The 19,763-nt window shown below is 56.3% G+C and carries 14 protein-coding genes and 1 pseudogene; 4 read left to right on the top strand and 11 right to left on the bottom strand.

Annotated elements, in window-relative coordinates; translation table 11 throughout:
• Nucleotides 1-2 precede the first annotated feature (2 nt).
• The 5 genes from osmF to bglX all read right to left on the bottom strand — a co-directional run bounded on the left by osmF (nucleotide 3) and on the right by bglX (nucleotide 7,918).
• Nucleotides 3-914, bottom strand: coding sequence for a glycine betaine ABC transporter substrate-binding protein OsmF (gene osmF, locus ACW14G_RS03470; protein WP_249023026.1), 912 nt, complete (start codon nucleotides 912-914; stop codon nucleotides 3-5).
• 69 nt (nucleotides 915-983) lie between these two features.
• A complete protein-coding gene (locus ACW14G_RS03465; protein ID WP_064544176.1) occupies nucleotides 984-2,219 on the bottom strand; it encodes an MFS transporter in 1,236 nt (411 codons plus the stop codon).
• 51 nt (nucleotides 2,220-2,270) lie between these two features.
• A complete protein-coding gene (locus ACW14G_RS03460) occupies nucleotides 2,271-3,833 on the bottom strand; it encodes an MFS transporter (protein ID WP_167575437.1) in 1,563 nt (520 codons plus the stop codon).
• A gap of 61 nt (nucleotides 3,834-3,894) precedes the next feature.
• Entirely contained in the window at nucleotides 3,895-5,235 is a 1,341-nt protein-coding gene (locus ACW14G_RS03455) for a glycoside hydrolase family 28 protein (protein WP_249023025.1), read from the bottom strand.
• A 385-nt stretch (nucleotides 5,236-5,620) separates the two neighbouring features.
• The gene (gene bglX, locus ACW14G_RS03450) at nucleotides 5,621-7,918 is read right to left on the bottom strand and encodes a beta-glucosidase BglX (RefSeq protein WP_163447491.1); all 2,298 of its coding nucleotides are present in this window, start codon (nucleotides 7,916-7,918) and stop codon (nucleotides 5,621-5,623) included.
• Nucleotides 7,919-8,116: 198 nt separating this feature from the next.
• On the opposite strand from bglX, the gene dld reads away from it, so the two are divergent.
• Complete coding sequence (dld, locus tag ACW14G_RS03445; RefSeq protein ID WP_249023024.1) at nucleotides 8,117-9,838, top strand: D-lactate dehydrogenase; 1,722 nt, start codon at nucleotides 8,117-8,119, stop codon at nucleotides 9,836-9,838.
• A 96-nt stretch (nucleotides 9,839-9,934) separates the two neighbouring features.
• A complete protein-coding gene (locus ACW14G_RS03440; protein ID WP_249023023.1) occupies nucleotides 9,935-10,489 on the top strand; it encodes a GNAT family N-acetyltransferase in 555 nt (184 codons plus the stop codon).
• Between the two features lie 7 nt (nucleotides 10,490-10,496).
• Here ACW14G_RS03440 and pbpG read toward each other — a convergent pair whose 3' ends face one another.
• Complete coding sequence (gene pbpG / locus ACW14G_RS03435; protein ID WP_065357401.1) at nucleotides 10,497-11,450, bottom strand: D-alanyl-D-alanine endopeptidase; 954 nt, start codon at nucleotides 11,448-11,450, stop codon at nucleotides 10,497-10,499.
• 179 nt (nucleotides 11,451-11,629) lie between these two features.
• Complete coding sequence (locus ACW14G_RS03430; RefSeq protein WP_249023021.1) at nucleotides 11,630-12,217, bottom strand: Yip1 family protein; 588 nt, start codon at nucleotides 12,215-12,217, stop codon at nucleotides 11,630-11,632.
• Nucleotides 12,218-12,370: 153 nt separating this feature from the next.
• Here ACW14G_RS03430 and ACW14G_RS03425 point away from each other — a divergent pair, with 153 nt between their 5' ends.
• Nucleotides 12,371-12,943, top strand: coding sequence for a DedA family protein (locus ACW14G_RS03425; RefSeq protein ID WP_163447494.1), 573 nt, complete (start codon nucleotides 12,371-12,373; stop codon nucleotides 12,941-12,943).
• A gap of 44 nt (nucleotides 12,944-12,987) precedes the next feature.
• Here the strand turns inward: ACW14G_RS03425 and ACW14G_RS03420 are convergent, their stop codons facing one another.
• Together ACW14G_RS03420 and mdtQ are read right to left on the bottom strand one after the other, a co-directional pair.
• Nucleotides 12,988-13,644: an oligogalacturonate-specific porin KdgM family protein gene (locus ACW14G_RS03420; protein ID WP_163447495.1), complete on the bottom strand. Its 657-nt coding sequence runs from the start codon at nucleotides 13,642-13,644 to the stop codon at nucleotides 12,988-12,990.
• 358 nt (nucleotides 13,645-14,002) lie between these two features.
• Nucleotides 14,003-15,445, bottom strand: coding sequence for a multidrug resistance outer membrane protein MdtQ (gene mdtQ / locus ACW14G_RS03415; protein WP_249023020.1), 1,443 nt, complete (start codon nucleotides 15,443-15,445; stop codon nucleotides 14,003-14,005).
• Nucleotides 15,446-15,577: 132 nt separating this feature from the next.
• Between mdtQ and ACW14G_RS03410 the strand changes: the two genes are divergently transcribed.
• Nucleotides 15,578-16,312, top strand: a complete 735-nt coding sequence (locus ACW14G_RS03410) for a class I SAM-dependent methyltransferase (RefSeq protein WP_163447624.1) — start codon at nucleotides 15,578-15,580, stop codon at nucleotides 16,310-16,312.
• 98 nt (nucleotides 16,313-16,410) lie between these two features.
• Here the strand turns inward: ACW14G_RS03410 and ACW14G_RS03405 are convergent, their stop codons facing one another.
• Both ACW14G_RS03405 and bglF read right to left on the bottom strand, forming a co-directional pair.
• Nucleotides 16,411-17,805 (bottom strand): glycoside hydrolase family 1 protein, encoded by a 1,395-nt coding sequence (locus tag ACW14G_RS03405; protein WP_249023019.1) that lies wholly within the window; start codon nucleotides 17,803-17,805, stop codon nucleotides 16,411-16,413.
• Nucleotides 17,806-17,820: 15 nt separating this feature from the next.
• Nucleotides 17,821-19,760 (bottom strand): annotated as a pseudogene (gene bglF / locus ACW14G_RS03400) (PTS beta-glucoside transporter subunit IIABC).
• Between the last annotated feature and the right edge of the window lie 3 nt (nucleotides 19,761-19,763).

Raw genomic sequence — 19,763 nt, 5'->3', positions numbered from 1 at the left:
GGTTACTTCACCCACCCTTTTTCTTTCAGGTAGCCCGCCGCCACGCTTTTCGCATCCAGCCCTTCTACCGCAATTTTGGCGTTCAGGATTTGCAGCGTTTTTTCATCCAGGCTGGCAAACACCGGCTGTAACCATTTTTTGATATCCGGATAGGCTTTCAGCACCGCTTCGCGTACCACCGGCGTGGGCGCATAGATAGGCTGCACGCCTTTCGGATCGCTGAGGGTTTGCAATCCTAGCGCCGCCACGGGGCCGTCGGTGCCATAGGCCATCGCCGCGTTCACCCCCGAAGTTTGCTGGGCGGCGGCTTTGATGGTCACCGCCGTGTCGCCACCGGCCAGCGACAGCAGTTGATCCTGGGAGAGTTTAAAATCGTAGGCTTTTTCGAAGGCAGGCAGCGCGTCCGGGCGTTCGATAAATTCCGCCGAGGCCGCCAGCTTGAAGGTGCCGCCATCCTTAAGATAGCGGCTCAGATCGGCAAGCGAGGTGAGCTTATTTTTTTCCGCCACGTCTTTGCGCACGGCAAGGGTCCAGGTGTTATTCGCAGGCGCCGGCGTCAGCCAGACCAGATGATTTTTCTGCGCATCCAGCGCTTTCACCTTGTCATAGCCCGCTTTGGCGTTTTTCCACGCCGGGTCGTTTTCATCTTTGAAGAAGAAAGCGCCGTTACCGGTGTACTCCGGGTAGATATCCAGCGCGCCGGAAGTGATGGCCCCGCGCACCACCGGCGTGGTGCCCAGTTGAACTTTATTGACGGTGCTGACACCGTGGCTTTCCAGCACCTGCAAAATCAGATTACCGAGCAGCGCCCCTTCGGTGTCAATTTTTGATCCTACTTTCACCGGCTCGGCAGCCAGCGCCGGCAGGCTTACCGCGGCCAGCAATGCCAGCGTCCATCCCCTTGCAATCGTCATACGCTTTCCTCTTATTTTGCGCTCAATTAACAGGCGCTTAAGCAAAAAGCGTAGACGAAAATGGAGAATTCAGCCCTGTTCCGGCATTTTTAACGGGATCGTCAGCAAACTGGCGGCAAAATACAGCAGCGCAATTACCCACAGCGTGCCTTCAACGCCCAGCGGATTCACGCACAGCGTCACGATAAACGGCCCGACGAAGTTGCTGAGGCCGGATCCGAGATTGAGGCAGGAGATCGCCGCGCCTTTGTTTTCCGGCAGCAGTGAAGGAATAAGCGCGCTTAACGGGCCGAACGCGCCAAGGCCGATGGCATAAATCGCCAGCGCGGCAATCAGCGCTGCGCTACTGTGGCCGAACAACACCGGCGCGTAGCAGACCGCCAATGCCGCCAGCCCGCACAGCGTGCCGGCAAACCACACTACCGTGTTGCGCCAGCCAATGGTGTCGCCCAGCCAGCCGAAGAAGTAGTTGGCGAAGATATTAATCACATTCACCAGCCCCCAGATGGTCAGCCACTCTTCAATGCTGAACCCAAAGCGCGGCAGATACACCGGCATCAAGATCACCAGCGAGAATTTGCCGATATCATTGATGCTTTTCACCACCACGGCGATACGCATTTTCGGCTCACGGACCAGCACAATGAGGCCTTCCGCCAGCGCCTGGCCAACCGCCTGCCCCTGCTGCCATTGAGGCTTATCGCGGTTGAGGATCAGCGCGCAGCCGCAACCCGCCAGCACGAAAATAAAGCCGGACAGCAGCGTGGTCGTTTCCCCCAGGCGCGGGATCATAAAGCCCGAGAACCATGGCCCGACGATGGTCATACCGACGCCGAAGGCAATCCAGAACCAGGAAACGGCGCGCCCCAGAATGCGGCTTTCACAGCGCTGGTTGATCCACACCAGGAACGAATAGGCAAATAGCGGATAAGCCATGCCGCGTACCGCGTAGCTCACCATCATTAGCGGATAGTTGCTATCAGGCAGCGCGACAAAGATAAACGGCACCGAACCGACAAAATAGAGAATCGTCGCCAGCCACATCAGGCGACGAACGCCCAGCACGCCCGCGCCAATTCCGGAGAACCAGGAGATCGCCGCCACGCACAGGCCAAAGACCGAAGACAGCAGGCTGATATGCACCGCATCAAGGCCGCGCTGCTGTAGCAGTGATGCCAGCCAGCTTTGTTCAATGGTGGCGCCGGTAATAAATAGGAAGACGCCGACAAATCCCCACACCAGCTCGCGCGGCAGACCCAGACGCGCCCAGATACCCTGTTGAATATATAAACTTTGATCGGTCATTTCTGTTATCCACAAAATTCCCGGGGTCGCGATGCTCGCCCGGGAAAGTACTTACACGTTATGTAACTGTTCTAACTGCTGCTGTTTCGCTTTCAACAGGCTGCGGTTGACGTGCCCGACGGTGTTATCGCCCCAGCACTGGTCATACGGCATTCCGGTCAGGCTTTCGATCACCGCTTTGGTGTCGGCGGTAACCGTAGCTTTGCTGCCGCCTTGCTTCAGGCGCGCCACTTCGTCGTTCAGCACCGCGTGGGTACGGCTGTTCACCTTAAACTGGAAGGCGGACCAGATGCCCCACAGGGTGAGAACCACCGGCAGCACAATCATGATGGCGAGGATCATATTGATCGCCGACTGCGGCTGGCTGCTGTGCCCGGTAATAAAGCCGGACATTTGCAGCGCGACGCCCACCAGGAAGATGGAGAATGCCTGAGACGCTTTACGCAGCAGGCTCATAAAGCCCGCGAAGATCCCTTCACGACGGTTGCAGGTCAGAATCTCATCCACATCGGCCACGAAGGTGTAGTTGTTCCACGGAATGGAGTAGATACCGCCGCGCGCCAGACCCGCCACGCCCGCCGCCAGATACAGCAGCGACATGCTGGTGGAGCCATAGACATAGGTCAGGGCGAACAGCGCAAAGGCCACCAGCGCCATCAATGCCTGGGTAGCAAACGCCCGGGACGGGGAGTAACGCAGCGTCAGCCAGGTTGCCACGCCGACGCCGAAGAACTGCAGACCGTTAATCACGCTCAACAGGTTACTGGCCACCACTGACGAGGTCGCCAGCGCGAACACCACGAAGTAGGTAAAGACGGAGTTGAAGATATCCTGCGCGACAGAGCCGCCAAGGTACATGCCGAGGTGGGAGCGGAAGGTTTTGATTTTCAGCGTGGACACAAAATCGTAGTAGATATCGAACAGACGTTTGCCCAGCGGCTGCTTCTCTTCGCTCTCAACGCTGCGCTCACTCAGCTCAATCTCTTCAATTGAACGTTCCCAGGTGCCGAAATAAACGAAGAACAGCACCACCATAAAGGCGACCGTGAAGATAGCCCCGGCGTAGAAGAAAGAGATAGCCGAGTCGGAACCAAAGTAGGCCAGCAGACGCCCCGGCAGGAACGCGGCGGTGAAGCCGGCGAACTGGGCAATGTACATACGTGCGCTGGTCAGTTTAGAGCGTTTGGTAAAATCGGAGGTCATCTCCGCCGACAGGGTGTCGTACGGGATCAGAATCATCGAATAGACGATTTCAAACAGGATGTACACCAGCAGGTAGATCCAGTAGTTGAAACCCTGAACCCACAGCAGGCTGTAAACCGCCACCAGCGGAATGCTCAGCAGCAGAAAGAAGCGACGGCGACCAAAACGACGGCCGAGGCGCGTTTTGTGGAAGTTATCGGAAATGTACCCCATGCACGGGCACATGATGACGTCGACGATACGCGCCACCGCAAACAGCGAGCCTGCCTCAATGGGCGTCAGGCCGCAGAATGTTGTCAGGAAGAACAGCAGCCAGGCGCTCACCAGAGTAAACGCGCCTGAACCGATCACATCCGCAAGGCCATAGCAGATGTAGTTGTGGAGTTTTATCTCCCGCACTTTTTTTATCATTTTCCATCCCCTTGAACAGTACAGAACGGCGAGGCGAAAGCCGCGCCGTCATCAAATAGCTTCAGGCGTCGGCGTTTTCCTGCACGATGGCGTTGATGTTCCATCCCTGCGGCAGCGGCGTCGGGCGACGAATGCGCAGATCGTTAAGCGTCAGATCCTGTACACCGTTGGCGTAGAACGCCGGTAGGCCGCCAGGATAGGCATCGACACCCCAGGCGCGGCCGGTTTGCGGGTTCACGCGGTAGGCGTTATCGAGCCCCATGCCAGTTGGGCTCGCCGGGTTGCACGGTGGGCGCACGTCATAGCAGCCCTGCTCGTCAGAAGGGCCGGAAAGCTGCTGCAGCGACAGCCCGTTGAAGGTGACATGATGAATATCGCCCGGTGTTTCCGCGTGCAGGTTGATGGCCCCTTCGCTCACGCCGGAGAGCTGGCTAAAGGTGATGTCTTCAACCTGGCCCGGCTGAACCTGCGGGTCGCGATGGCGCACCGAGATAAAGACCGGATCGGCTTTTCCCCAGTGGCACGGGTGACCGTGGCGGCAGTCGAACAGAATGTTGCTGAAAATCATCTGGCTGAAACGGCCGCCATCGCGGGAGACCAGGCCGATGCCGCGGTTGGACTCAAAGATTGAACAGTTGTGCACGGCGATATGGCTGATATCGGCGAAGGTTTCGGTGCCGATTTTGATAGCGCAACTTTTCGAACGAATCAGGCAATTGCTGACCACCACGTGGCGGGTCGCCTGTTGGAGTTCCTGCGGTTTGCGGGTCGTTTTGATACAGATGCCATCATCGGCAGCACTGAAGTAGCTATCGCTAATGTGCACATGCTGGCAGCTGTCGATATCCAGCGCATCGGTGTTGGACAGCGCCAGATCGTTATCAATGGTCAGATTTTGAATGAATACCTGATTACAGCTCACCAGATGCGCGGTCCACATCGGCGAGTCGCTGATGGTGATATCACGAATGCGCACCTGCTGGCAGCCTTCCAGCACCAGCATGCGCGGGCGCATGGTTTTCGGCTGGCGATAACCCTGCTCATCGGCGCGCTCTGCGAACCAGGCGCTCGCGCCCCCCGCCAGACAGCCTTCGCCGCTCAGCGAAATGTGATGAGCGTTACGGGCATAAATCAGCGCCATGCGGGAGAGTTCAGCAACAGTTTGCGTCAACTCTGCCGGATAATCCTCAGCGTTAGGGCTGGCCAGCAAACGCGCGCCTGCCTCCAGATGCAGGGTAAAGTTGGACGGTAGAATCAGCGTGCCGGTCATCCAGTCACCCGCCGACACCACCAGCGTGCCGCCGCCGGCGCGGTCAATTTCGTCAATCAGCTGCTGCAGCTGCGCGGTCAGCGGCGTTTTACCGCTGCGGTCAAGAGAGGTGTTATGCAGTGAAATCTTCATGTGGCTACCTGCGAATGTTGAGATAGCTGCATTTAACGCGGATTCGCCGCGCCTCTCGCGGGGCAGAAGCGGGCTTTTTTACGTATTAGTGAATGGGGTCACGCCTGTTATGGCGGCCTGAGACGGGTTTTGAGCAAGCGCACAAAACGCGATGTGTCGGGGTGGGTGATAAGTGAGGAACGTCACAAAAAGAAGCTTAGTTAGCGCGTTAAACGGGCCGTTTAGCGCAGATTGCACGGTGATGGGCAGAGAATAGCGAGGGGGATCACAAAATGATGCGGGAGTGGGGTTTGAGGGGTTGCCCCCTCACCCTAACCCTCTCCCCGCTGGGGAGAGGGGACCGTTGAGTGCGGCCTGATAGTTTGTACTGAACTGAAGGCTCGCCTTACAGCAGCTCGAATTCGCCCTGCTTCACACGCGCCGAATCCACGCCGATAAAGACGTTAAACTTGCCCGGCTCAGCGGCGTATTTCATCTGCTGGTTCCAGAACTTCAGCGCGTTAACGTCAATCGGGAAGCTCACGGTTTGAGTTTCACCAGGTTTCAGCGTCACCTTCTCAAAGCCTTTCAGCTGTTTCACCGGGCGGCTCATCGACGCGGTCACGTCCTGCAGGTACATCTGAATTACCGTCGCCCCTTCACGTTTGCCGGTGTTGGTCACCTGCACGCTGGCGGTGACGCTGCCGTCAGCCTTCATGGTCGGTGCGGACATTTTCACGTCGGAGACCGAGAAAGTGGTGTAGCTCAGACCGTAGCCGAACGGATACAGCGGGCCGTTGGCTTCGTCAAAGTAGCGCGAGGTGTACTTGTTTGGCTTGTCGGCGTTGTATGGACGACCGGTGTTCAGGTGGCTGTAGTACTGCGGAATCTGCCCCACGGAGCGCGGGAAGGACATCGGCAGCTTCCCGGATGGGTTGTAGTCGCCAAACAGCACGTCGGCGATGGCGTTACCGCCTTCGGTACCGGCGAACCAGGTTTCCAGAATAGCGTCGGCCTGCTGGTCCTCTTTCACCAGCGTCAACGGACGACCGTTCATCAGCACCAGAACCAGCGGTTTGCCAGTGGCTTTCAATGCCGCAATCAGATCCTGCTGGCTTTTCGGAATTGACAGTTCGGTACGGCTGGAGGCTTCGTGAGCCATGCCCTGCGCTTCGCCCACCACCGCCACAACCACGTCGGACTGCTTCGCTGCGGCTACCGCTTCGTCAATCATCGCCTGCGGCGAGCGCGGGTCGACCTTCACCGCTTCCTCATAGAGGTTGAGGAAGTCGATGATGCCTTTGTCGCTGGTCACGTTCGCGCCTTTGGCGTACAGCACTTTGCCTTCGCCGCCCATCACGTTTTTAATCCCGGTCAGTACGGTCACGGACTGTCCAGCCACACCGGCGGCAGACCAGCTCCCCATCACGTCACGCTGGCTGTCGGCCAACGGGCCCACCACCGCCACGGTAGCGTTTTTCTTCAATGGCAGCGTTTCGAGACGGTTTTTCAACAGCACCAGGCTCTGGCGCGCAACCTCGCGCGCTTCGGCACGATGCAGGCGACTTTCGGCGTTCGTGTCCTGCGGGTCTGACGCTTTCGGCCCCAGATGGCTGTACGGATCGTTAAACAGCCCCATATCGTACTTGACGTTCAGCACGTGGCGGGTGGCGTCGTCCAGCTCGGCCATCGTCACCTTGCCGGATTTCACCAGCCCCGGCAGATACTTGCTGTAGTATTCATCGCTCATGCTCATATCGATACCGGCCTTCAGCGCCACGCGAACGGCGTCTTCCGGGTCGGCGGCAACGCCGTGTTTAATCAGCTCTTTAATCGCCCCGTGATCGGAGACGGTGATCCCTTTGAAGCCCCACTGGTTGCGCAGCACGTCTTTCAGCAGCCAGGTGTCGGACGTCGCCGGCGTGCCATTCAGCGAGTTCAGGCCGATCATCACCGCGCCGCTGCCCGCATCCAGCCCCGCTTTGTACGGCGGCATATAGTCGTTGAACAGACGCTGCGGGCTCATATCGACGGTGTTGTACTCTTTGCCGCCTTCCACCGCGCCGTAAGCGGCGAAGTGTTTAACGCTGGTCATCACCGAGTAGCGATCCGCCGGACTTTTACCCTGCATCGCTTCCACCATATTTTCGCCCATCACGGCGGTTAAATAAGTGTCTTCGCCAAACCCTTCGGAAGCGCGGCCCCAGCGCGGGTCGCGCGAGACATCAACCATCGGCGCCCAGGTCATATTCAGGCCGTCATCCGCCGCTTCATAGGCTGACACGCGGCCCACGGTTTTCACTGCGTCGAGGTTGAAGGTAGAGGCAAGGCCAAGGCTAATCGGGAATACGGTACGCTGGCCGTGTACCACGTCGTAGGCAAAGAACAGCGGAATTTTCAGGCGGCTAAGGGACATCACCTGATCCTGCATCGCACGGATATCCTGGCGGGTCACGGTATTGAAAATCGCGCCGACCTGACCGTCTTTGATCATCTCGCGAATGGCTTCTTTCGGGTTGTCCGGCCCAACGCTAATCAGGCGCAACTGGCCAATCTTTTCATCGACCGTCATTTTTTTCAGCAGTTCGGTCACAAACGCATCCCGCGCCTGCGGGGTGAGTGGATGGTTACCGAACAAATCCTCCGCCAGAGCGGGTTGCAGCGCCAGGCTCACGGCGACGCCAACAGAAAATAGCCATTTCATATTTTTGTAGTCTCTTGTATCCATGCCGGGGAGAGCGGCTGAGAGTCGATGAAAAGCCGCAGTTTGCCATAAAGGTAAAGGAGCGCGGAACAGAAAGCTAAGGTTATTCTCTGATTTTTAGAAACATTCACTCCCCCAATGATCATACAAAGCGCTATTCTTAGAAACGACAATTTGTCCCACCACAAGGAGTGGAGAATGGCTTTTCAAACTACAAATGATAATAACGCGCTGATTAACGAACTCTCGCGCCTGGTTGGTCACGCTCACCTGCTCACCGACCCGGCCAAAACCGCCCGCTACCGTAAAGGCTTCCGTTCCGGGCACGGCGATGCGCTGGCCGTGGTGTTTCCAGGCTCGCTGTTGGAGCTATGGCGCGTGCTCAACGCCTGCGTCAATGCGGACAAAATTATTCTGATGCAGGCCGCCAATACCGGCCTGACCGAAGGTTCAACGCCCAGCGGCAACGACTACGACCGCGATATCGTCATTATCAGCACCCTACGCCTCGATAAACTGCATCTGCTGGATAAAGGCGAGCAGGTGCTGGCCTGGCCTGGTACCACGCTCTATTCACTGGAAAAAGCGCTCAAGCCGCTGGGCCGTGAACCGCATTCGGTGATTGGCTCCTCCTGCATCGGTGCGTCGGTGATCGGCGGGATCTGCAATAACTCCGGCGGTTCGCTGGTGCAGCGCGGCCCGGCGTACACCGAGATGTCGCTGTTTGCGCGCATTGATGAAAACGGCAAGCTGACGCTGGTTAACCATCTGGGCATCGATCTGGGTGAAACCCCGGAGCAGATCCTCAGCAAACTTGATGACGATCGCGTGAAGGACAGCGATGTGCGTCACGATGGCCGTCACGCGCACGATCACGACTACGTCAACCGCGTGCGCGACGTCAACGCCGATACCCCGGCGCGCTACAACGCCGACCCGGAGCGTCTGTTTGAATCCTCCGGCTGCGCGGGCAAGCTGGCGGTATTCGCCGCGCGTCTCGACACCTTCCCGGCAGAAAAACGTCAACAGGTGTTCTACATCGGAACGAATCAGCCGGACGTGCTGACCGAAATTCGCCGCCATATTCTGGCTGAATTTAACAACCTGCCGGTGGCAGGCGAATATATGCATCGCGATATTTACGATATCGCCGAGCAATACGGTAAAGACACCTTCCTGATGATCGACAAGCTCGGCACTGACAAAATGCCGTTCTTCTTCACCATGAAGGGCCGCGCCGACGCCATGCTGGAAAAAGTGTCCCTGTTCAAGCCGCACTTCACCGACCGCTTTATGCAGAAGCTAGGCCACGCTTTCCCGGCGCATCTGCCGGAACGGATGAAAACATGGCGCGATAAATACGAGCACCACCTGCTGCTGAAAATGTCCGGCGACGGCATTGACGAGGCTAAAGCCTGGCTGGTGGAGTACTTCAAGCAGGCGGAAGGCGACTTCTTTGTCTGTACGCCGGAAGAAGGCAGCAAAGCGTTCCTGCACCGCTTCGCGGCGGCAGGAGCGGCCATCCGTTACCAGGCGGTACACGCGGATGAAGTGGAGGATATTCTGGCGCTGGATATTGCGCTACGCCGCAACGACACCGAATGGTTCGAGCATCTGCCGCCGGAAATCGACAGTAAACTGGTGCATAAGCTCTACTACGGCCACTTTATGTGCCACGTTTTCCACCAGGACTACATCGTGAAAAAAGGCGTCGATGCTCACGAGTTGAAAGAGCAGATGCTGGCGCTGCTGCGCGAACGTGGAGCCCAGTATCCGGCGGAACATAACGTCGGGCATCTGTATGAAGCCGATGAAAACCTCAAACGCCACTACCGGGAAAACGACCCGACCAACAGCATGAACCCGGGGATCGGTAAAACCAGTAAGCTCAAATACTGGGGCGAGAAAACCGACGCGTGATATGACGTTGGGAAATTCGTTGTCGGCCAGATAAGCGTAGCGCTATCCGGCCGACTGCGAGCCAGATTAACGATGGAAACCATAAGGAATTCAAGCATGTCTACGCTTGATGTCACTCGCGACGCCGATATTGAAATTCGTGACGCGCAGGCTGACGATGTACAAGCCATTGCCGCGCTGTATGCCTGGCACGTACTTAATGGCCGCGCCTCATTTGAAGAGGTGCCGCCTTCCATTGATGAAATGCAGCAACGCATGAACTCCATTCAGCAACAAGGATTGCCGTGGCTGGTGGCGTTGTATCGTGGGGTTATCGTCGGCTACTGCTATGCCAGCCCCTATCGCCCTCGCCCGGCCTATCGCTATACGCTGGAAGAATCTATCTATATCGACACCACAATGACCGCCCACGGTATCGGCAGCCGCCTGCTGACGGCATTAATCGCTGTATGCGAACAAGGACCATGGCGGCAGATGCTGGCGGTAATTGGCGACGGAAATAACAACACCGCTTCGCTGCGACTGCATAAAAAACACGGCTTCGAAGTGGCGGGACAGTTGCGCAGCGTCGGCTACAAGATGGGTGACTGGCGGGATACGGTGATTATGCAGCGCCCACTCAACGACGGTGACTGGACGCTGCCGGAATAAAGAACGTTTAATCGTCCTGGGTGGTTTGCCCGCTAAGCTGGGCTTTCGCGATATTGCCTTCCACCTGGGCCTCTTTCTGCTTTTTATAGCTCAGCGCCGCGGCAGGAACCGGCATCACCTTTCCGGTTTCAACCCAGGTACGCAGACGGCTGGCGTCGGCGAAATGGGTATATTTACCGAACGCATCCATGACCACCATCGCCACCGGACGTTTGTTCATCACGGTGCGCATCACCAGGCAGTGACCCGCCGCATTGGTAAAGCCGGTTTTGGTCAGCTGAATGCTCCAGTTATCGCGGTACACCAGATGATTCGTGTTGCGGAACGGTAGCGTATACGCCGGATGGGCGAAGGTCGCCGTGTCTTCTTTGGTCGTGCTCAGTTGGCCAATCAGCGGATACTGTTTGGTGGCAATCAGCAGTTTAGTCAAATCGCGTGCGGTCGAAACGTTATGAATGGACAGCCCCGTCGGCTCGACATAGCGAGTACGAGTCATCCCCAACGATTTGGCTTTGGCATTCATGGCGCGAATAAATGCGTCATAACCGCCCGGATAATGGTGCGCCAGGCTGGCAGCCGCGCGGTTCTCGGAAGACATCAGAGCCAGCAGCAGCATGTTTTTACGGCTAATCTGGCTGTTCAAACGCACGCGGGAATAAATGCCCTTCATCTCCGGCGTGTGGCTGATATCCACGGTCAGCATCTCATCCAGCGGCAGATGGGCGTCCAGCACCACCATCGCCGTCATCAGCTTGGTGATGGAGGCCATCGGACGCACCAGATCGGGCTGGTTGGCATAAATCACTTTATTCGTTTCAAGGTCGACAATCATCGCGCTACCGGAAGCAATTTCCGGCTGCGAGGCCACGGCGGAGACGGCGGTTTTAGCACTCGCCTGAGGCGCAAAAGGCACAGCCAGCACGAGAGCGAGGCTGAGCAGGGAAACGCGAAATTTCTGCATGGTGAGTTATCTGGCGGTTATTTATGCACATTATGATGGACAACCGCTTCGCACCAAACGGTTGCGAAGCGGAATGGCCCATCATAGCGCGTAGAACGCGGCATCTGCCAGAAAATAATGGTGAACAAATGCTGCATTGCTGACGTAATTTAATTCACATCAGCAATGCATATCAGAACTCAGAATAGCCGGTAGCCGTAGCCCCACAGCACCACCGTTAGCGCCAGCAGCACTTCAAGTACCAGCACGCCGATAGCCAGGGTCGAACTGGCGAAGCTTAGCCCCTCTTCCCGGTCAATGTTAAGGAAAGTCGGGATACCGATGTAAAGCAGATAACCGGTATAAAACAGCGCGACCGTCCCGACCAGCGCGCACAGCCATACCAGCGGGTAAAGCGCCACGATACCGCTCAGGAAAATCGGCGTCGCGACGTAGCCGGCAAACACCATACAGCGCTTAAGGGATGGACGCTGTGGATAGTTACGCGCCATCCACCAGATCACCCGTCCCATCACCGCGACGCCCACCAGCATCAGCGCATAGAAGAGTACCGCCATGCCCAGGCCCGTCATCAGCGACAGCCTGACCACGTTGCCGTCGCCAAAATTCCAGCCCAGTTGGGTGGTGCCGATAAAGGCGCAGACCACCGGAATGGCCGCCATGACCAGCACATGATGCACATAGTGGTGAGAAACGGTTTCGTTCTCGCTGCGGATAACATGCATTTCTTTGTCAGGGTGGGAGAACAGTCCCCATACATGGTTCATAACGCCTCCTCTGCACGGCTTCGTACCACGTTGCTGTAAGTATAATTCACACCAATGATTATTTTATGTACAACGCAAAAAATAGCGGCCCCTGCAATCTCGCCCTGAGGGTGTATGATGAATAGTATGATGTGGTAAGGAGTGAGTGTTTGTATGGATATCAATAACCTGATTTCCCACTATGGCTACGCGGCGCTGATTATTGGCAGTATGGCGGAAGGCGAAACTATTACGCTACTCGGTGGCGTGGCGGCGCATCAGGGGCTATTGAAATTTCCGCTGGTTGTGATTTCGGTGGCGCTGGGCGGGATGATCGGCGATCAGGTGCTGTATCTTTTAGGCCGGAAGTTCGGCGGGCGTCTGCTTAAACGGTTTTCACGCCATCAGGCGCGTATTCGGAAGGCGCAGCGGCTGATTAACAGCCGTCCGAAGCTATTTGTCATCGGTACGCGTTTTATGTACGGCTTTCGTGTCATTGGCCCACTGCTAATTGGCGCCAGCGGCCTACCGCCAAAGATTTTCCTGCCGCTGAACATTCTCGGCGCGTTGATCTGGGCGTTGTTGTTCACCACCCTCGGCTACCTGGGCGGCGAAGCTATCGGCCCGTGGCTGCATCATCTGGATAAACATCTGAAGCACATTATCTGGCTGGCGCTGGCGGTGGCGCTAGTGGTCGCGCTGCGCTGGTGGTTCAAACGGCGGGAAAAACGTTCGACGGATGAATAACCGGGGCGCCGAAGCGCCCCGGTAAGGCCCAGAGGTAATGAGGATCAGAAGGTGTACTGCACGCCCACACGATAACGGGTCTGGCGATCGTCTTCGTCGCTGCTGACGGAGACGTTACCGATCTGCGCGTAAGGCTTCCAGTTTTTATCGATGCTATAAGCCACTTTGAAATCCAGCTCATAGTCATCTTTACCGTTATCGTAGCGATTATAATCTTCGCTTTTCTTATACAGATAATTTCCTTCAAACGTCCACGGCCCGGTTTTATAACCTAACCACAGATCGCCACGGTTCACATGTTCATCGTCTTTCGTGCTGGACGTATCACGCGTATATTCGTAGCGGTAACGCCCGGCGACATAAAAACCATTTTCGAAATTATATTGCCCACGAATATACGGTTTATATATCGCCTTCGATGATGACGTTTCTAAGGCAAAACCCGGCTGAATAGCAATATTTGGCATCGCGTTAAACTGATAGCTAATAACATACTCATCACCATTATCAACGACATCATTAAACGCTTTATCCGAATGTTCACCGCCTGATTTCGTTTTGGCTTCGACGGAGAAACCAAAACCGTTGGCGAAGCGGTGCGAAATCAGCACCCTGTCTTTCTGTCCCTGCGAGGTGTCGGTATATTCATGACGCAAGTCAATCGTTACCGCGCTCGCCGATGCGCTGACAAACGCCAGCATCCCAAGAGTTATTAATTTTTTCACGCAATCGTCCTCTGCTTATTAATGTCACAATAAAATCAGGAGGAACTGGCTATAATATTTAAAAGATGAATATGTTTTTCAATAATAAAAAAATAAGACCAGAGATATTGTTTTTCTGGTGAGCGATACTAGTGGGTGGGAAACGCGCTGTCATTTATTTAAATATAAATACGAGATCGCTAGCATATTTTAATTAACGCAAGGCATTTATTTTTAATTAAATTAAAAATTAGATTTTTGGCAAATATAATAGCAAGTAATATTATTTAATATGAATATTGGTTTTTCATTTCCCCCTGCATTTCAGCACAGGGGGAAATAAACTCGCCGCCGCTTACGGCTTATCGGTGATGTGATAACCGCCGCCCAGCGCGGAGGTCAACTGAATGCTGGCATCCACCCACTGGCCATGCAAACGCAGAGCGCTGATTCGCTCCTGTAAGGCTGGCAGTTTCGCCAGACTCACCTTCGACCCTGGAATAATCCCGGCATTCATCCGCGCCTGCGCCAGATTCACCACGCGCTGCGCGTCTTTCTCAACCTGCGCTTGCTGCTGGTTTTTCGCCATCAGCGTTTCGACCTGGCTGGCGGTTTTCGCCACCTGATTCACCGCATCAACAACCGCTTTGTTGTATTTCGCCACCGACAGATTATTCTGCGCACTGGCAATATCGAGGTTTGCATTCAGACGACCGCTGTCGAAGATTGGCAGCGTCAACCCTGCGGTCACGCCCATCTGATTCGCAGAATGGCGGAACAGATCGCTCAAGTGCAGCGCGTCCTGCTGCAGGAAGGCCATCAGGTTGATGTCCGGATAGAAGGCCGCTTTCGCCGCGTCAATTTCACTGAGCGAGGCTTCGATATACCAGTGCGCTTCCTGTAAATCCGGGCGGCGAGCCAGCAGATCATAGCCTAACTGCGACGGCATTTTGCTGGCCACGGCAGGCAGCTCAACCTTGCGCAGATTCAACGACTGACTTTGGCTATTGGTCAGCGCCATCAGCCGCGCCTCAATCTCTTTCATGTTGCCTTCAACGTCGGCCAACTGCTGATCCGTTTTGCTGACGTTGATATCGTTTTCGGCCCCTTCGGCGGAGTTAGTAATACCGTGCTCAAACAACGCGGTGTCGACGCTAACGATATTATTTTGTTCGCTTTTCACTTGCTCAAGAACGCTGTGGATGGCGGCTTCGGTCTGCCACTGCCAGTACAGACGCGCCACGCTGCTGGAGAGCAACTCGCGAGTTTGCGCCAGCTCGGCCACCTGCGCTTTCACTTCCCCAATGCGCGCTTTCACTTCAGCACGGTTTTTCCCCCACAGGTCGAGATCCCAACCGGCGGTCAAACCGAAAGTCCCGTTGGTGTACCATGGCCCGGTATTACCGTCTAAGTCGGTGGCAAACGGGCCCATCAGCCCTTCTGCCGACATTTTCTGTCGCTCAAGGTCCGCGCCGAAATCCACTTCGGGGCCCAGCGACGACTTCGACATCCGGGCCTGCGCTTCCGCCAGCTTAATGCGTTGATCGGCAATTTGCATATCTGGCGCATTCGCCAGCGCGCGGCTAATCAAGTTATTGAGCTGGGCGTCGTGATAGTCTTGCCACCAGTTGCTCTGCGGCCAGCCATTTTTCACTGCGGCGGGTAAATCCGTCGCCACGCTGGAGGCCGGAGCCTGCTGCTTAATTGGGCTGCCAATATCGTGCGACGGCGCGCAGCCAGCTAGCGCGATGAGCAGGGGCAAGCCCGACAGCACGCTTTTTTTCAGAGTCAAGTTCATGTGATAGGTCGGTTACAAAAGAAGGAAAGTGATAATAATTTAAATGAATCAAATCCTTTTAGTAAAGCGTGTGGGAACATAAATAGACATACTTAAAAACAGCTAATAACACTTTAGCGTCATGGAGTGAACATGAGTCAGAACATCTACGACGACCCGAACTTTTTCGCAGGTTACGCCACGCTCGACCGTTCGGTGAAAGGACTGGACGGCGCGCCAGAGTGGCCAGCAATCCAGCAAATGCTGCCGCCCCTCGCCGGTTTACGCGCGGTTGATCTCGGCTGCGGCTACGGCTGGTTTTGCCGCTGGGCGCGCGATCAGGGTGCAGCAGACGTTATCGGCTACGATCTTTCCAGCCGTATGCTGGCACGCGCGCAGGAAATGACCGATGGCGAAGGCATTACCTACCGCTGTGAAGATCTACAAAACTTAACGCTTGCCGCCAACAGTTGCGACCTGGTGTACAGTTCGCTGGCGTTGCACTATCTGCCCGATATTGCCCCGCTGTTGGCCACCGTTTACCAGGCGTTGACGCCAGGCGGCGTGCTGGTGTTCTCCGCCGAGCATCCGATCTACACCGCGCCGTTGCAGCAGGGCTGGCGGCTGGACGAGAACGGGCAAAAAAGCTGGCCGGTGAGTCACTATCAGCAGGAGGGTGAACGCATCAGCAACTGGTTTGCCGACGGCGTGAAAAAACAGCACCGCAAGCTCGCCAGCTGGATTAACGCGCTGGTCGCCGCCGGGCTGGTTGTGGAACATCTGGATGAGTGGGGACCAACGGCGCAACAGATTGCCGCAAATCCGGCGCTGGATGAAGAAAAAGAGCGGCCGATGATCTTTTTATTGCGCGCGCGTAAGCCGGTGTGAGTTGGGATTGCCGGATGGCGGCTACGCCTTATCCGGCCTACAGATCGTTAGCATTGTAGGCCGGATAAGCCCGGCGCCATCCGGCAATTCACCGAAGCTTACGCTTTCAGACTCGCACCGTTGGTGGCAATCACCTCTTTATACCAGTCAAAGCTTTTCTTCTTGCTGCGCGCTAGCGTACCGGTGCCATCATCGTGACGATCGACGTAGATAAAACCGTAGCGTTTGGACAGCTCGGCTTTCGACGCGCTGACAAGGTCAATCGGCCCCCAACTGGTAAAGCCCATCAACTCAACGCCGTCTTCAATCGCCTCTCGCGCCTGCACCAGGTGATCGTTCAGGTAGCTAATGCGGTAGTCATCGTTAATACTGCCGTCAGCTTCCACTTTGTCTTTCGCCCCTAAACCGTTTTCAACAATAAATAGCGGCTTCTGATAGCGATCCCACAGCACGTTCAGCAGCGTGCGCAGGCCCAGCGGGTCGATCTGCCAACCCCATTCCGAACTTGCCAGGTGCGGGTTCGGCACCATATTGAGAATATTACCGCGCGCCTGGTTATTCAGCGCGTCATCGGCGGTCACGCAGCCGGTCATGTAGTAGCTGAAGGAGACAAAATCGACGGTGGTGCGCAGCGCCTCACGGTCGGCGTCGGTGATGTCCAACGCGATACCGTTATCGCGGAAATAACGCAGCATATAGCCCGGATAAGCGCCGCGACACTGCACGTCGCCAAAGAACTGCCAGCTGCGGTTTTCCTGTAGCGTTTTAAATACATCTTCCGGTTTGCAGCTCAGCGGGTACATCAGGCCGCCCAGCAGCATATTGCCGATTTTGCCTTCCGGCACGATCTCGTGGCAGGCTTTAACCGCCAGCGCGCTGGCCACCAGCTGATGATGAATCGCCTGATAGATTTCACCCTTGCTGCTGCCCGCCGGCAGGCCTACGCCGGTCAACGGCGCGTGCAGCGACATGTTGATTTCGTTGAAGGTCAGCCACAGTTTGACCTTGCCCTTATAGCGCTCAAATACCGTACGCGCGTAGCGTTCAAAGAAATCAATCACCTTGCGGTTGCCCCAGCCGCCGTAGTTTTTCACCAGCGCCCACGGCATCTCGTAGTGCGAGAGCGTCACCAGCGGCGTGATGTTGTAACGGGCCATCTCGTCGAACAGCTTATCGTAGAAGGCCAGCCCGGCTTCGTTCGGCTGCGCGTCATCGCCGTTCGGGAAAATACGCGTCCAGGCAATCGAAACGCGCAGGCAGTTAAAGCCCATTTCCGCAAACAGAGCGATATCTTGCGGATAACGGTGATAGAAATCGATGGCGATATCTTTAATACCGCTGTCGCCCGTGACGCGCTCAACCACCTCGCCAAAAATGCCCTTAGGCTGGACATCGGACGTTGACAATCCTTTGCCATCTTCCAGATATGCGCCCTCAACCTGGTTTGCCGCGGTCGCGCCGCCCCAAAGGAACGTCTGTGGGAATGTTTTCATCTCTCTCTCCTGTGATTAATGCTGTACGGTTAACAGCGGCTGACCGGCGCTTACCGCGCTGGCGGCAACAATATCCAGCTCCGGATAGTCATCGCTGTTGCTGATAATAATCGGCGTCGCCAGGTCGTAACCGGCGTCCAGAATCATCTGGCGGTCGAAGGTTAAGAGCAGATCGCCCGCCTGAATTTTGTCGCCCTCTTTGACGTGGGCGGTGAACGGCGCGCCGTCGAGCTTAACGGTGTCGATCCCCACGTGGATCAGCAGTTCAATCCCGCTGTCGCTCAATAAACCGATGGCATGTTTGGTCTGAAAAATAGACGCCACCTCACCGCTGAACGGCGCGATCACGTTGCCCTCGCTCGGGATAATCGCCACGCCCTTGCCGAGCAGGCCGCTGGCGAACGTGCTGTCCGGCACCTGATCCAGCGCCAGCACGGTGCCGGTCATTGGCGACAACACGTCATTTTCACCGGCTTTCACGACCGCCATCGGCTCAATCGTTTTACGCGGTAATCCGGCAAAGAAGGTCAGCGCACAGGCGAGAATAAAGGCCACTGCGGTGCCAATCAGCCCCCCCCACACGCTGGCATCAATACCGCCTGGCGGGATCATCTGCGCCGGGAAGAAGATGTTCGGCAGACCGAACGAGAATGCGTAGCTATTGCTGAACGCGGTAATCGCCCCGCCCAACGCGCCGGCCACGCAGCCAAAAATAAACGGGCGACGCAGCGGGAGCGTCAGGCCATAAATCGCCGGTTCGGTGATACCAAAAAGTCCTGCGGAAAACGCCGATCCCGCCAGCACTTTCTGACGCATATCGCGGGTAGCAAGAAAAATACCCAGCACCGCCCCCACCTGCGCCAGCACCGCGGGGAGAATGATAGGTAGCATGGAGTCGTGGCCAAGGACGGTCATGTTATTGATCATCAGCGGCACCAGCCCCCAGTGCAGGCCAAAGATCACACAAACCTGCCACAACCCGCCCAATGCGGCCCCGGCCAGCCACGGCGCGACTTCGTACACCACCTGGTAGCCGTTCGCCAGCATATGGCTGAGCCAGGTCGCCACCGGGCCAATAATCAGGAAGGTCAGCGGTACCACAATCGCCAGACAAATCGCCGGGGTGAAGAAGTTTTTCATCGCCGACGGCAGCAGCGCGTTGCTGCGCCGTTCAATCCAGCAGCTGACCCACGCGGCGAGAATAATCGGGATAACCGACGAGCTGTAGTTGATAAACGTCACCGGGATCCCGAGAAAATATTCGGCGCTCGCTCCCGGTGCCTGCGCGGCTTCGAAGGCCTGAATCATCAAGGGATGCGTTAACGCGCCGCCAATCACCATCGAGATAAACGGATTACCACCAAACTTCTTCCCGGCGGTATAGCCCAGGAAAAGCGGGAAGAAGAAGAACAGCGCGTCGCTGGCGGCAAACCAGATTTTGTAAGTCGCCTGCTCAGGATTAAGCCAGCCGCACACCACCGCCAGCGCCAGCAGCCCCTTCAGCAGACCCGTCGCCGCCATCACGCCGATAAACGGGGCAAAAATACCGGAAACCACGTCAATCACCTGGCCGAGGAGAGAGGTTTTTTCCCCCTTCACCGCTACCGGTTCGCTGTCATCGGTGATCCCCGCTTCATAGCGCACCGCCTGCCAGACGTCGTGGACGTGGTTGCCAATCACCACCTGAAACTGACCGCCGCTCTCCACCACCATGATGACGCCCGGGTTGGCCTTCAGCGCTTCAGCATCCGCCTTACCGCTCTCTTTAAGCTTAAAACGCAGCCGCGTGGCGCAGTGAACCAGACTCACAATATTCTCTTTGCCACCAACGTGGCTGAGAATATCCTGCGCGAGTGCTTTGTATTCCATGCAATATTCCTTGACCGAGTATTAAAAACAAAAAAACCCGAGAACGACGCCGGTAAGACGTCGCGCTCAGGTTTTGCCTGCATGATGCA

This window comes from Kluyvera sp. (genome assembly GCF_965301105.1).
This window is presented reverse-complemented; position numbering and strand designations above follow the sequence as displayed.

Excerpts from the sequence above, each read along its gene's own strand:
- dld (WP_249023024.1), top strand. The coding sequence starts at position 8,117 with ATGGCTTTTCAAACTACAAATGATAATAACGCGCTGATTAACGAACTC.
- pbpG (WP_065357401.1), bottom strand. The coding sequence starts at position 11,450 with ATGCAGAAATTTCGCGTTTCCCTGCTCAGCCTCGCTCTCGTGCTGGCT.
- ACW14G_RS03405 (WP_249023019.1), bottom strand. The coding sequence starts at position 17,805 with ATGAAAACATTCCCACAGACGTTCCTTTGGGGCGGCGCGACCGCGGCA.
- ACW14G_RS03425 (WP_163447494.1), top strand. The coding sequence starts at position 12,371 with ATGGATATCAATAACCTGATTTCCCACTATGGCTACGCGGCGCTGATT.
- ACW14G_RS03455 (WP_249023025.1), bottom strand. The coding sequence starts at position 5,235 with ATGAAGATTTCACTGCATAACACCTCTCTTGACCGCAGCGGTAAAACG.
- ACW14G_RS03420 (WP_163447495.1), bottom strand. The coding sequence starts at position 13,644 with ATGCTGGCGTTTGTCAGCGCATCGGCGAGCGCGGTAACGATTGACTTG.
- ACW14G_RS03440 (WP_249023023.1), top strand. The coding sequence starts at position 9,935 with ATGTCTACGCTTGATGTCACTCGCGACGCCGATATTGAAATTCGTGAC.
- ACW14G_RS03460 (WP_167575437.1), bottom strand. The coding sequence starts at position 3,833 with ATGATAAAAAAAGTGCGGGAGATAAAACTCCACAACTACATCTGCTAT.
- ACW14G_RS03430 (WP_249023021.1), bottom strand. The coding sequence starts at position 12,217 with ATGAACCATGTATGGGGACTGTTCTCCCACCCTGACAAAGAAATGCAT.
- ACW14G_RS03465 (WP_064544176.1), bottom strand. The coding sequence starts at position 2,219 with ATGACCGATCAAAGTTTATATATTCAACAGGGTATCTGGGCGCGTCTG.
- bglX (WP_163447491.1), bottom strand. The coding sequence starts at position 7,918 with ATGAAATGGCTATTTTCTGTTGGCGTCGCCGTGAGCCTGGCGCTGCAA.
- ACW14G_RS03410 (WP_163447624.1), top strand. The coding sequence starts at position 15,578 with ATGAGTCAGAACATCTACGACGACCCGAACTTTTTCGCAGGTTACGCC.
- osmF (WP_249023026.1), bottom strand. The coding sequence starts at position 914 with ATGACGATTGCAAGGGGATGGACGCTGGCATTGCTGGCCGCGGTAAGC.
- mdtQ (WP_249023020.1), bottom strand. The coding sequence starts at position 15,445 with ATGAACTTGACTCTGAAAAAAAGCGTGCTGTCGGGCTTGCCCCTGCTC.